The 12,989-nt window shown below is 34.3% G+C and carries 11 protein-coding genes and 2 tRNA genes; 10 read left to right on the forward strand and 3 right to left on the reverse strand.

Going from position 1 to position 12,989, the window contains the following annotated elements:
• Positions 1-110 precede the first annotated feature (110 nt).
• The 3 genes from H3T83_RS00005 to H3T83_RS00015 all read left to right on the forward strand — a co-directional run bounded on the left by H3T83_RS00005 (position 111) and on the right by H3T83_RS00015 (position 744).
• Positions 111-187: transfer RNA gene (locus H3T83_RS00005), tRNA-Asp, on the forward strand.
• A gap of 8 nt (positions 188-195) precedes the next feature.
• Positions 196-271, forward strand: a tRNA-Trp gene (locus H3T83_RS00010).
• Between the two features lie 134 nt (positions 272-405).
• Positions 406-744, forward strand: a complete 339-nt coding sequence (locus H3T83_RS00015) for a DUF413 domain-containing protein (RefSeq protein ID WP_065577791.1) — start codon at positions 406-408, stop codon at positions 742-744.
• Positions 745-748: 4 nt separating this feature from the next.
• On the opposite strand, the gene H3T83_RS00020 is transcribed toward H3T83_RS00015, so the two are convergent.
• From H3T83_RS00020 to znuC, 3 genes are all read right to left on the reverse strand, one after another.
• Positions 749-2,272: a YifB family Mg chelatase-like AAA ATPase gene (locus tag H3T83_RS00020; RefSeq protein WP_086362280.1), complete on the reverse strand. Its 1,524-nt coding sequence runs from the start codon at positions 2,270-2,272 to the stop codon at positions 749-751.
• Between the two features lie 118 nt (positions 2,273-2,390).
• A complete protein-coding gene (znuB, locus tag H3T83_RS00025; protein ID WP_198214765.1) occupies positions 2,391-3,191 on the reverse strand; it encodes a zinc ABC transporter permease subunit ZnuB in 801 nt (266 codons plus the stop codon).
• Complete coding sequence (znuC, locus tag H3T83_RS00030; RefSeq protein ID WP_198214766.1) at positions 3,191-3,967, reverse strand: zinc ABC transporter ATP-binding protein ZnuC; 777 nt, start codon at positions 3,965-3,967, stop codon at positions 3,191-3,193. The genes znuB and znuC overlap by 1 nt, the downstream gene beginning before the upstream one ends.
• Before the next feature lie 115 nt (positions 3,968-4,082).
• On the opposite strand from znuC, the gene znuA reads away from it, so the two are divergent.
• The 7 genes from znuA to ybgF all read left to right on the forward strand — a co-directional run bounded on the left by znuA (position 4,083) and on the right by ybgF (position 12,790).
• The gene (gene znuA, locus H3T83_RS00035; RefSeq protein ID WP_370527993.1) at positions 4,083-4,997 is read left to right on the forward strand and encodes a zinc ABC transporter substrate-binding protein ZnuA; all 915 of its coding nucleotides are present in this window, start codon (positions 4,083-4,085) and stop codon (positions 4,995-4,997) included.
• Positions 4,998-5,052: 55 nt separating this feature from the next.
• Entirely contained in the window at positions 5,053-6,387 is a 1,335-nt protein-coding gene (gene mepM, locus H3T83_RS00040; RefSeq protein ID WP_370527994.1) for a murein DD-endopeptidase MepM, read from the forward strand.
• 122 nt (positions 6,388-6,509) lie between these two features.
• A complete protein-coding gene (gene mrcB, locus H3T83_RS00045; RefSeq protein ID WP_198214768.1) occupies positions 6,510-8,834 on the forward strand; it encodes a bifunctional glycosyl transferase/transpeptidase in 2,325 nt (774 codons plus the stop codon).
• 13 nt (positions 8,835-8,847) lie between these two features.
• Positions 8,848-9,657, forward strand: a complete 810-nt coding sequence (mutM, locus tag H3T83_RS00050; RefSeq protein WP_065577785.1) for a bifunctional DNA-formamidopyrimidine glycosylase/DNA-(apurinic or apyrimidinic site) lyase — start codon at positions 8,848-8,850, stop codon at positions 9,655-9,657.
• A gap of 394 nt (positions 9,658-10,051) precedes the next feature.
• The gene (gene tolB / locus H3T83_RS00055; protein ID WP_065577804.1) at positions 10,052-11,347 is read left to right on the forward strand and encodes a Tol-Pal system beta propeller repeat protein TolB; all 1,296 of its coding nucleotides are present in this window, start codon (positions 10,052-10,054) and stop codon (positions 11,345-11,347) included.
• Between the two features lie 169 nt (positions 11,348-11,516).
• On the forward strand, positions 11,517-11,990 hold the full coding sequence (pal, locus tag H3T83_RS00060) for a peptidoglycan-associated lipoprotein Pal (protein ID WP_034903771.1): 474 nt from the start codon (positions 11,517-11,519) through the stop codon (positions 11,988-11,990).
• A 68-nt stretch (positions 11,991-12,058) separates the two neighbouring features.
• Positions 12,059-12,790: a tol-pal system protein YbgF gene (gene ybgF, locus H3T83_RS00065; RefSeq protein WP_165754873.1), complete on the forward strand. Its 732-nt coding sequence runs from the start codon at positions 12,059-12,061 to the stop codon at positions 12,788-12,790.
• Positions 12,791-12,989: the final 199 nt, after the last annotated feature.

The following is a 12,989-nucleotide window of genomic DNA, read 5'->3' on the forward strand; positions in this document are numbered from 1 at the left end:
CCGAACTCAGAAGTGAAACGCCGTAGTGCCGATGGTAGTGTGGGTATTACCCATGTGAGAGTAGGGTGCCGCCAGACTTTTAAATTTTATATATACATACCAAATACGGTGGAGCGGTAGTTCAGTTGGTTAGAATACCTGCCTGTCACGCAGGGGGTCGCGGGTTCGAGCCCCGTCCGTTCCGCCACCTTTTCTAGGGGCGTAGTTCAATTGGTAGAGCACCGGTCTCCAAAACCGGGTGTTGGGAGTTCGAGACTCTCCGCCCCTGCCATAAATAAAGATGTTTTGCTCTAAATTTAACCACTTATTCAAATTTCTTTACATAAATAAAAAAATTTTGTTTACAGATTTACTTTGTCAATTATAATTCCCGCCCAACAATATTTATAATCTAGAGGATATAACATGGCTGAGAGTTTTGTAAGTCAACAACGTTTTTTTGATAACAAGAATTATCCAAGAGGGCTTTCTCGACATGGTGATTTTACTATCAAAGAAGCTCAGATCTTAGAAAAATATGGTTGTGCTTTTAGAGATCTTGATACAGAAGTTAAAAAGCCAGCTACTCCAGAAGAAAAATCTTTTGTTGCGGTTTGCAAAGGGAAAAAAGAGCCATCTACTGATTATGAAAAAGCGTGGATAAAGTACCTTTCTAAAATTAATAAACCAAAACGTTTTCACACATTATCAGGAGGAAAACCTCAAGTTGATGTAAGTGATGATTTTGTTGATAGTGATGATTAATGCTTTAACCAATATTTTTGTGCAGTTGAATTAATAAACGATCCATAGAACGATAACTCAGTGCTTCTGAAATATGTTTTCGTTCTATGTTTTTTGAATTGTCTAAGTCAGCAATAGTACGCGATACTTTTAATATCCGATGCCACGCTCTAGCAGAGAGACCTAACTTGATTAAAGCCTGCTCCAAATAATTATTGTCTTCATCACTTAGTAGGCAATGTATTTGAATTTCTTTTGGTGATAATTGACTATTTAATTTGTTATTTCTTAATATTTGAATCTTTCTTGTATCAATCACTCTTTTCTTTACTTTTTCTGTTGTCTCTGTTGTAGTTGCCTTTTGGCTTAATGTGCCCCTTGGTAGTAATGGTACTTCAATAGAAATATCAAACCGATCTAAAAATGGCCCAGATAGCCTATTTAAGTAACGTATTATTTGTTGTGGTGTTGTTCTGTTATGAGTGCCTTGATAATGACCTGTGGGACTTGGATTCATTGCTGCTATGAGTTGAAACTTTGCTGGAAATTTTATTTTTGCATTAGCTCTTGAAATAACTATTTCACCTGACTCAATAGGTTCTCTTAATGCATCTAAAACTTTACGGTTAAACTCTGGTAACTCATCTAAAAATAAAACCCCATTATGTGCTAATGATATTTCGCCTGGTCTGGGAATTGATCCTCCTCCTACTAGTGCAGCAGCTGATGCACTGTGATGTGGTGATCTAAATGGCCTTGTTCGCCAATTCTTTATTGAACCATTTGAGTTAACTAGGCTTGCAATTGCTGCACTTTCTAGTGCTTCATCATCTGATAATGGTGGTAATAATGACGTTAATCGTGTTGCTAACATTGTTTTTCCTGTTCCTGGTGGTCCTATCAATAATAGATTATGTCCACCAGCTGCAGCGATTTCTAATGCTCTTTTAGCATGTTCTTGTCCAATTACATCTTGTAGATTAGCGAGTTGATTATTTTCTTCTTGATATTGTCTATATTCGACTGATGATAAGTTAATTTCATTATATAAATATTGACATAATTCCAGCAAATTATGCGTAATTAATGTATGATTTTGATGAATTAACGATATTTCAGATTGATTCTCTGCTGAAATAATTAGAGTTCGATTATTTTTTTTAGAAGACAAAGCAGCGGGAATCGCCCCTTTTACTGCCTTAATTTCGCCCGAAAGAGCTAATTCACCTAAAAACTCATATTTAGCAAGGTGATCCATTGGTATCTGTTCTGTTGCTGCAAGAATAGCAATAGCTATAGGTAAATCAAACCGACTTCCTTCTTTCGGAAGATCGGCAGGAGATAAATTAACGGTTATTTTCTTTGCTGGAAATGTAAAACCACTATTAATAATAGCACTTCTAACACGGTCTTTGGATTCTTTTACTGTTGCTTCTGGTAGGCCAACAAGCACAAAACCAGGTAAACCATTACTAATATGTACTTCGACGTTAATTTGAGGTGCTTGTATACCAATAGAGGCTCTTGTATAAATGATTGCGAGTGACATAATTTATCGTCATTAATTTGAGATTTTTAGCACTTTATTAATAATTCTAGAATGTGCATAAATTTATGACTAAAAATGCGTGTTCGTTCGCAAAAAATTTCCTAATTTTGTTACTACTTCAATTTTTTGTTCTTATAAAGAATTTAGAAATAAATAGTGATATAAAAAATAAACAAGTGTTGCTTAATACAACAGAAGGGCCTGTTGGGGTGTCATAAAATAATGAAAATAGTATGCCACCAATGATTGAGATCATACCGATTAATATTGCAATGATTGCCATTGATTCAGAATTTTTAGCATAGTATTTTGCAGTAGCTGCTGGGATGATTAACAGTGCTGTAATTATCAAAGCGCCAACAAATTTCATAGCAATCCCTATCGTTAATGCTAATAGTATGGTTAGAATAAATTTTGTTATTGGTACATTAATTCCATGACTAAATGCTAATTCTTCACTAACCGTAATAAATAAAAAATGATTCCACCGCCATATTAACAATAATCCAATTGTTACTACACAAATGACTATTTGGTAAACATCAAACATTGTTATAGATAAAAGATCACCAAATAGATAGCCCATTAAATCAATACGTATATTATTCATTAAACTTATTACAACTAAACCCAATGAAAGAGCGCTATGCGCTAAAATACCCAGTAAGGTATCAACAGGAAGTTGCTTTTGAGATTCTAACCATAATAATCCAATAGCTAATATCAATGTTACTAAAATAATGGCATAAAATAGATTGATATTTAAAAGAAAACCAAAAGCTACCCCTAATAATGCCGCATGAGATAAAGTATCGCCAAAATAGGACATTCTTCGCCAAACAACAAATGTGCCTAAAGGTCCGGTCAAACAGGTTAAGCTTAATCCTGCCAGTAAAGAGGGTAACAGTAACTCTATCATTATTTTTTTCCTCGTTGGTCAGGTAATATAATTTTTTGATCATGTTGATGCTGATGTTGGCAAAAATCATGATCATGATTGTGATGATGTTTATATAAAGCAATTTGTGATGCACCATGTTGTCCAAAAAGCGAAATAAACTCAGGATCATTTGAAACACTTGCTGGTGTTCCTGAACAACAAATATGGTGGTTTAAACAAATTACCTCATCAGTTTTTGCCATGACTAGATGTAGATCATGTGAAACCATTAATACACCACAGTTAAACTCATTTTTTGCATCAATAATTAAATCATATAACAGTACCTGTCCATTAACATCAACTCCTTGTGTCGGTTCATCAAGAATGAGTAACTTTGGACGTTTGGCTAATGCTTGTGCTAAAAGAACTCGCTGAAGTTCACCACCTGATAGTTGATGCATGGATCGATTTATCAAATATTCAGCCTTAACTAATGATAATGTTTTATGAATATCTATTTGACTTAACTGTTTATTTAACTGCATAAAACGTTTTACAGTAATCGGTAAAGTCGGATTTAAGTTTATGGATTGAGGAACATAGCCAATAGTTAAATCAGATGCACGTTTAATGGTACCAGTGGTTGGTTGAATTAAACCTAAGATAATTTTGACAAGTGTTGATTTACCAGCGCCATTTGGTCCTAATATTGTAATAATTTGATTTAAATTAACCGTTAATGAAATATCATATAATATTTTCTGGTTATTTATTTCAATGGAAACATTATCAAGTGACATTAATTGCGTCATGATATTATTAATCCTTGCTGGTCAATATGTTATGTTATATTATAACAATTATTCTGGTTTATTCCATCATATTTTATTAATATTGGATGATAATGTGAAAAATTTAACTAACACTATTATAAAGTCTATCCGTTTTTTTTTATTGGTTTTTTTATCTATTTTGGCGCTAATAGCTAATTCCAATGCGACAATAATTTCTTCAGTAAGACCTATTGGATTTATTACCGAAGCAATCGCATCAGGTGTAATAGATACTGATATATTATTACCGGATGGTGCTTCACCACACACTTATTCATTGAAACCTTCCGATTTAATTAAAATCAAAAATGCAGACTTAATAATTTGGATTGGTGAGGATATGGAAACTTTTATGCCAACTGTATTAAAAAATATTGATCACCATAAACAAATAGAATTAATGGATGTTGGCGAAATTAAAAACTTACTCCGCACAAACCATGAAGAAGATACACATCATGATATGCACGCAGATGATGAGCATCATGGTGAATATGATGAACATATTTGGCTTTCTCCTACTATTGCTAAAATCATTGCTAAATCAATTCATGATAAACTGCTTGATTTATACCCCAATAAAGCGGCAATACTTGACTTAAATCTAGACAAATTCATTACAAATTTATCAGAAACGGAACAAAACATTGCAAAAAAACTAATTAACGTCCAAAATAGGGGCTATTTTGTGTTTCATGATGCTTATGGCTATTTTGAATCATATTTCGGATTAAAAAATCTAGGAAGTTTTACCATAAATCCAGCAGTACAACCTGGTGTTCAAAAAGTTTATGCAATTCAAAAAGAGTTAGCTGAACACCAAGCGGTCTGTGTTTTTAGAGAGCCACAGTTTAGCCCTGCAATAATTAAAAAGATAGTGAATGGTACGGATGTTCGAATTGGTGAGTTAAATCCATTAGGGACAGGTATCCCTATAACAAAAGATTCATATTCACACTTTTTATTTGCATTGACACAAGAACTGTTGGATTGTTTAGATGAAAAATAATTTAGATAATAGATAGTTAAGGTTAATTTTGGTACGGCAGATTAAATCCTCTGATATTGAAAAAAATAATTTGAAAATTCCTTATTTTTCAATATTGGGAGTCCTTGTTGCTGTGATTTTAGTAACTATATTGTGGCGTCCTTTAAATTTAGATCGTACAGAGTATGTTCCTTTAAATTCACAAGCGCAAACCACAGTGACAGATACATCAACATCATCAGTTGTTATTGGTGATGGCCGAGTAGATATGGTTGGTGATAAATCAAAATCAGAAAACGTCACTGAATCGTCCGATGTTCCAGAAGATGCTATAGCTAAAGATGAATTAGACGATATTGCTGAAGAAAAAGATAACACTGTACAATATACCATTTCACGTGGAGATACATTACACGATATTTTAGTTCGTTATAATGTTAATCGAAATGATATTTCACAACTAACCAGTAAATTTAAACAGCTCGCCAATTTAAGAATTGGGCAACAAGTGAGTTGGACAACTGATGACAACCATAATTTATTAACTTTCAATTGGACAATATCAAGTAATAACGTTCGAATTTTTGAAAAGTCAGGCAATAAATTTATAGAGAGTTCTGAAACTATAGAAGGTACATCTGAAAATGTTGTCATTACTGGAGATCTTAAAACGAGTTTTGTTGCTGATGCACGTAAAGCCGGTCTAACTGGCAATGAAATCGGTATTATTACCCGAGCCTTGCAATGGCGCTTGGATTTTCGCCGTTTAAAAGTCGGAGATAAATTTGCCGTATATTTGTCACGTGAAATGCATGGTAAAAGATTATCTAAAAGCAAACTTCTTGGTGTTCGAATTAAAAATGGAACTAAAGATTATTATGCTATTTTGGCTGATGATGGTAAATATTATGATATTAATGCGAGTAGTTTGTCGCAAAGTTTTTTCCGTTATCCTTTGGCGAAGCAAGCTCGCGTGTCATCAGGATTTAATCCTCGCCGTTTAAATCCTGTTACAGGCATCGTTACTCCACATAATGGTGTTGATTTTGCTGTGTCTCGGGGAACACCTGTTTTATCAGTTGGTAATGGTGAGGTCGTTATTGCTAAATATAGTGGTTCTGCTGGTAACTATGTGGCTATTCGACACGGTAGGCAATATATGACAGCTTATATGCATCTGGATAAAATTTTAGTAAAACCAGGGCAACAAGTTAAGCAAGGCGATAAAATTGGGTTGTCCGGTAATACTGGGCGTTCAACAGGACCTCATTTGCATTTTGAATTACATATCAATAACAAACCGGTTAATCCATTAACTGCTAGTTTGCCAATTAATGAAGGTTTGACTGGTAAATCTAAAAAAGCATTTATTGAAAAAGTTAAAAATATTAAACCTAAACTTAACTTTTAACTGATTTTGTCTCCAAATTTATTATTTAAACTTAAAATTCTTATTCGAAAGAAGGCCAATGCGTCAGTAAAAAGTTGTGCTATCATAAGGTAATTTTATTTAAAATAAATATCGGGTGTAGTTTGAACAAACCAACGAAAAAGACATCTACTAAAAAAGCTTCGAAGAAAAATAACAAATCATGGTGGCGCCGTATCTGGTGGTTGCTATTTAAGTTATTTCTTATATTTGTTGCAGTAACTGTTGTTTATGGGATTTATTTAGATCAACAAATTAAAGAACGGATCGATGGTAATGTCTGGGAATTACCGGCTGCTGTATATGGTCAAATTGTTGATCTTGAACCTGATAGTGATTATAGCCTTAGTGATGTTGTTACTTTGTTAAAAGGTGCACAATATCGTCAGCAAGATAGTAAAGCAACACGTCCTGGTGAATTTATTGTCCAAAACGATGCTGTTGAAATCTATCGACGACCATTTACTTTTCCTGATGGTGAAGAACAAGCTTTTCGAGTTAGAATAACTTTTTATGATAACAGAATTGATCGTATATCTAATTTAGATACCGGCCGTGACTTTGGCTTACTTAAAATTGATCCTAAATTAATAACTATGATGCATTCACCTAACGGTGAACAACGACTTTTTGTTCCGTTAAAAGAGTTTTCTGATTCGTTAATAAAAACCTTAATTGCAACTGAAGATAAACGTTTTTATGACCATCATGGTGTAAGTTTATACTCAATTGGACGGGCTATTTTTGTCAATTTGACCACTGGCCGAACAGAAGGTGGCAGCACATTAACACAACAAACGGTTAAAAACTTATTTTTGACCAATGAAAGAAGCTTAAGCCGTAAAATACGTGAAGCATATATGGCTATAATTTTAGATGCTCGTTATAGTAAAGAACGTATTTTAGAACTTTATCTAAATGAGGTTTATCTAGGGCAAGCTGGTAGTGAAGAGATCCATGGTTTCCCATTAGCGAGTCTTTATTACTTTGGACGTCCAGTTAATGAATTGACATTAGATCAACAAGCTGTATTAGTGGGGATGGTAAAAGGTGCTTCATACTATAATCCTTGGACTCAACCACAACAAGTGATTGAACGTCGTAATGTTGTCTTAAAGCTTGCTGAACAGCAAGGGATTATTGATGAGGAGTTATTCAACTTACTTAGTCAGCGTCCACTTTCCGTTTTACCAAAAGGGGGAGTAATATCTCCACAACCAGCATTTATGCAAGTTGTGCGTAGTGAGCTGAGAAAACAGTTAGGCGATAAAGCAGATCATCTTTCTGGTATGAAAATTTTTACCACCTTTGATCCGGTTGCTCAAGCTGCAGCTGAACAATCCGTAACCAATGAAATTGAAAATTTACGCAAATCGACGAATAAAGATTTACAAACGGCAATGGTCATTGTCAGTCGTGAAACTGGTGAAATTCGTGCAATTATTGGTAGTGCTGAACCTCGTTATCCTGGTTATAACCGTGCGTGGCTAACAAGACGAGCAATTGGTTCACTTGCAAAACCATCGACTTACTTAACCGCATTAGGCCAACCGGGGCGTTATCAGCTTAATAGTTGGCTTGATGATAGTCCATTATCAATAAAGTTGGATAATGGTAGTTATTGGCAACCAAAGAATTTTGACCGCAAGTTTCGCGATAAAGTAATGTTAATTGATGCGTTAGCCCTTTCGCTTAATGTCCCTACCGTTAACTTAGGGATGGGATTAGGTTTAGATGCAACCAAAAATACTTTACAAGCACTGGGTGTACCTCAAGATCGTATTCCAAATTTACCATCAAGATTATTGGGTGCTCTAGAGTTAACGCCTTTAGAAACCGCACAGATGTTCCAAACTATTACTAATAATGGTCAACGGGCACCATTAACAATTTTAAGATATGTATTGTCCGACAAGGGTGAACTTGTTTATCAAAATTATCCACAACAAATTCAAGCGGTTTCTCAACAATCTGCTTATTTGACGACTTATGCTATGCAACAAGTAGTTGAATCAGGAACATCGCGCTCGTTAAAAACTAAATATGGATCATTTAATTTAGCCGCGAAAACTGGGACTAGTAATGATTCTCGTGATAGCTGGTTTACCGGAATTGATGGTAAAAATGTTGCGGTAGTTTGGATCGGTCTTGATGATCATTCTCCGATGAAATTAACAGGTGCAACGGGTGCCTTAAAAATATATAGTGAATACTTACAAAATAATCCGCCAAAAAGGTTACAACTTCCCGTACCGCAAAATATATTTATGGTACCTATTGATAGTAATGGACAATGGCAGTGTAATGGCGGTGGTGTACGTAGTTTACCTGCATGGACGATCAACCCTCAAAGTTTATGTTCCGCTAGTCCTCAGGCTGTATCTAATCAACAAGCACCAAGTTGGGTGACTGACATGTTAAATAATTAAATGAGGTTATTATATGCCTGAATTACCAGAAGTTGAAACGAGTCGACGAGGTATTTTACCTTATTTAAAAGGCCAAACTATCTCGCAGATTATTGTCCGAAACCCAAAGCTTCGTTGGCCTATAGATGAAAAAATTAATAATACTCAAGGGCAAGTGATAGTAGATGTTAAAAGGCGTGCCAAATATCTACTGTTACAACTGACACATGATTGGATTGTCATACATTTGGGAATGTCAGGTAGTTTACGCATATTAGAGTCATACCAAGAACCAGCTAAACATGATCATGTCGATTTAGTATTAGCGAATGGAGTGATATTAAGATATACCGATCCAAGACGTTTTGGATCATGGCTATGGACCCACACTATTGAAGAATTAACTCAATTGAAGCACTTGGGACCAGAGCCACTTAGTGATAACTTTTCAGCTAATTATTTATTTGAAAAAGCTAACAATCGAAAAATACCAATTAAAAGTTGGATTATGGATAATCATATTGTCGTTGGTGTTGGTAATATTTATGCTTCAGAATCATTGTTTTTGGCAAAAATTAATCCAAATCGAAAAGTTAGTAGCTTAACATTAGTTGAATGTGAACGATTAGTTACAGCAATTAAGCTGGTACTTACAGAATCTATAGAGCAAGGTGGAACGACACTTAAAGATTTTGTTCAATCTGATGGTAAACCGGGGTACTTTGTCCAGAACCTTCAAGTATATGGCCGAGAAGGTGAGAAATGCTTAATTTGTCAATCTAATATTAAGTCTAATAGAATAGGACAACGTAATACATTTTATTGTGAAACCTGCCAAAAATAATAGATAAATTTAATTATATTTTTCTTTTCTAACAATTGTTTTAATTATTGATAGTAATATAAATTCAACTCTTTTTAGTTATCAATCATATAAAAATACTTATTAATCTCTTTTCACTTAGTTTATTTCTGAATAGTATAGATAATAAACAATTTATTTATGGAATCAAAAAGAATATAATAGTATCAATTAAAAAATCTTTTTTACTCAAAAGGCTATGGACTTGTTATACAATATCGGCTATCTTTCTCGCTGTAAAATTAACTATATTTTGTAAAGCATAGTATCTATTATAAATTAATTATAATGTTTTAATTTTAAAATACTTTTCTTTATATGGGGTTAAGTTTATTTTAACCTAGTGTATTTCGCTTTGATTAAGGAATTTAAGATGATCAAATTTGCTTCTCGCTTTTTGATAGCTTGTTTTGTTTTATTATCAACAATGATGGCTACAGCTGAAGTTAAGATTGTAATTACTGATGGCGTCAGTTCGGCCAAACCAATTGCTGTCGTACCATTTAAATGGACTGGTAGCGGAGAGCCTCCCCAACTTGTAGATAATATTGTCGCATCTGATTTACGTAATAGTGGTAAATTTAATCCTATTGACGTTGCAGCAATGCCACAAAAACCAACTACAGCATCAGAAGTTAATCCTGGCGTTTGGAGTAATATGGGTATTTCTGCTGTTGTAGTAGGATCAATTCAACCAGATGTGTCTGGGAAATATCTTATAACTTATCAACTAATTGATACAGTTGATCGACCAGGTTCAGTATTAGCAGAAAACCAATTCTCTATAGAGCAACGTTGGTTACGTTATGCCTCTCATACTGCAAGTGATGAAATCTTTGAAGCATTAACCGGTATTAGAGGTGCATTTAGAACACGTATTGCTTATGTGGTAAAAAATAATAAAGGACCTTATACCCATGAATTGCGTGTATCAGATTATGATGGTTATGATCAAATTACAGTACATCGTTCTAAAGAGCCATTAATGTCGCCAACATGGTCTCCTGATGGTAAAAAATTAGCTTACGTAACTTTTGAAAGTGGCCGTTCTGCTCTTGTATTAAAGACTTTAGATAGTGGTGCAGTTGAAACTATTGCTTCATTCCCTCAACATAATGGTGCGCCAGCATTTTCGCCTGATGGTAGTAAATTAGCTTTTGCTTTGTCAAAAGGGGGCAGTTTAAATTTATATATGATGAATTTGAGTTCTAAAAAAATTACCCAAATTACATCAGGACGTAGCAATGATACAGAACCTTCTTGGATGCCAGATAATCAAACCATAGTTTATACCTCTGACCAGGCTGGACGTCCGCAACTTTATTCAATTAATATTGGTAGTGGAGCATCGCAAAGGGTAACTTGGGATAATACCCAAAATCAAAATGCTCGCGTATCTCCAGACGGCAAGTTTATTGCTGTAATTTCTACTAATAATGGTGAGCAACATATTACTCGATATGATGTAGAAACTAATACATATCAAAGATTAACCGATACTTTTTTAGATGAAACACCGAGTATTGCTCCAAATGGCACTATGATTATCTACAGTTCTTCACAAGGTTTAGGTACAATTTTAAATCTTGTTTCTACTGATGGTAATTTTAAAGCAAGGTTACCAGCAACGGATGGGCAAGTGAAATTCCCTTCTTGGTCACCTTATTTATAAGAACGGCTAAATTTTAGGCAATAATGACATTATTAAAATTGTGTAAATGTTAAGGTCGTTATAATATATACTTCTAATCTTTCTAGTTAGTAACCGTGCGTTACTTTGAAGTTGGTTAGATGTATAAAAAAATAAGTAAAATTTATTTAAAAACAAAGGAGTTAATACAATGCAATTTTCTAAATTTCTTAAAGTAGCCGCGGTTGCTTTACCATTAATCGCTGTAACTGCATGTTCATCAAACAGTAGCAGTAAAGCAGGCGGTAACGGTGCTTTATCAAAAGAAGCTTTAGAGCAACTTCAAAAACTACAACAAATTAACACTGTTTATTTTGATTATGATAAATACAATGTTAAATCAGAATATGAAACATTGTTAAATGCACATGCTGTATTTATTCGTTCAACTAACTTAAACGTTATTATTGAAGGTCATGCCGATGAGCGTGGTACTCCAGAATATAATATCGCTTTAGGTGAACGTCGTGCATCAGCAGTTAAATCTTACCTACAAGGTAATGGTGTTTCTGGTGAACAATTATCAATCGTTTCTTATGGTAAAGAAAAACCAGCAGTATTAGGTCACAACGAAGCAGCTTATGCTAAAAACCGTCGTGCAGTAGTTACTTACGCTGGATACTAATCCCATCTAATGACGGCTGAATCATCAGCCGTTTTTTATTTCCAATGTTCACGTTGAGTTTATATAATATGTATAAAAAAATAATCACATTGTCCTTATTTCTTTTGTTTGCTGGTTATGGTTGTGCTGCTGGTAGTTCTGATGTTGATAGAACAATACAAGCTCAAGGGCAGTTAATCATTCAGAATCAACAAAAAATTAGTGATCTACAATCTGATTTAGATACACTTCGTGGCCAATTAGAAGAAACAAGGCACCAACTTAATCAAACTATTGAACGTCAAAAAATGATTTTGCAGGAAATGGCTAATGGTACAGGTTTCTCCGCAAGTAATTCCAATACAGGATCACAAGAAAACAGTTCTGATTCGGTTGCGAGTCCTGAACAATCATCTTCAGAACTATCTGGATGGTCGACATCGGGAGATGATAAAGCTGATTATAATTTTGTCATGCAATTTATCAATGATGACAAACAAAGTGACAATGCTATTGTTGCCTTCCAAAATTTCTTAAAAGCTTATCCAAAGACCAACTATCGTGCAAATGTTAACTATTGGCTTGGTCAACTTTGCTATAAAAAAGGTAAAAAAGATGATGCTTCATTCTATTATGCAACAGTAGTAAAAGATTTTCCTTCTTCACCAAAAGCTGCAGATAGTCTTTATAAAGTAGGTGTTATCTTACTTGATAAAGGTGATAAAAAGAATGCTAAAGCTGTTTTTCAACAAGTGGTAAATAAATACGCTAAAGATAAAAATGCAGTTGAGCAAGCAAATAAAAAGCTATCATCGCTGTAACAAAGTGTATAAATAACCAGCTATCGAATAAAAATAGCAATAAAAGGGTTGCGCCTTTTTACAATTCTAAGTATTATAGCAACCCGAAATTGCTTGAAACACAAAGTAATTTAACAAGAATTATCTTATCAAAATGGGTTGTTAGCTCAGTCGGTAGAGCAGCGGACTTTTAATCCGTTTGTCGAGCGTTCGAATCGCT

Source organism: Gilliamella sp. M0320 (genome assembly GCF_016101635.1).
GTDB classification, from domain to species: domain Bacteria; phylum Pseudomonadota; class Gammaproteobacteria; order Enterobacterales; family Orbaceae; genus Gilliamella; species Gilliamella apis.

Excerpts from the sequence above, each read along its gene's own strand:
- H3T83_RS00015 (WP_065577791.1), top strand. The coding sequence starts at position 406 with ATGGCTGAGAGTTTTGTAAGTCAACAACGTTTTTTTGATAACAAGAAT.
- H3T83_RS00020 (WP_086362280.1), bottom strand. The coding sequence starts at position 2,272 with ATGTCACTCGCAATCATTTATACAAGAGCCTCTATTGGTATACAAGCA.
- znuB (WP_198214765.1), bottom strand. The coding sequence starts at position 3,191 with ATGATAGAGTTACTGTTACCCTCTTTACTGGCAGGATTAAGCTTAACC.
- znuC (WP_198214766.1), bottom strand. The coding sequence starts at position 3,967 with ATGACGCAATTAATGTCACTTGATAATGTTTCCATTGAAATAAATAAC.
- mutM (WP_065577785.1), top strand. The coding sequence starts at position 8,848 with ATGCCTGAATTACCAGAAGTTGAAACGAGTCGACGAGGTATTTTACCT.
- pal (WP_034903771.1), top strand. The coding sequence starts at position 11,517 with ATGCAATTTTCTAAATTTCTTAAAGTAGCCGCGGTTGCTTTACCATTA.
- ybgF (WP_165754873.1), top strand. The coding sequence starts at position 12,059 with ATGTATAAAAAAATAATCACATTGTCCTTATTTCTTTTGTTTGCTGGT.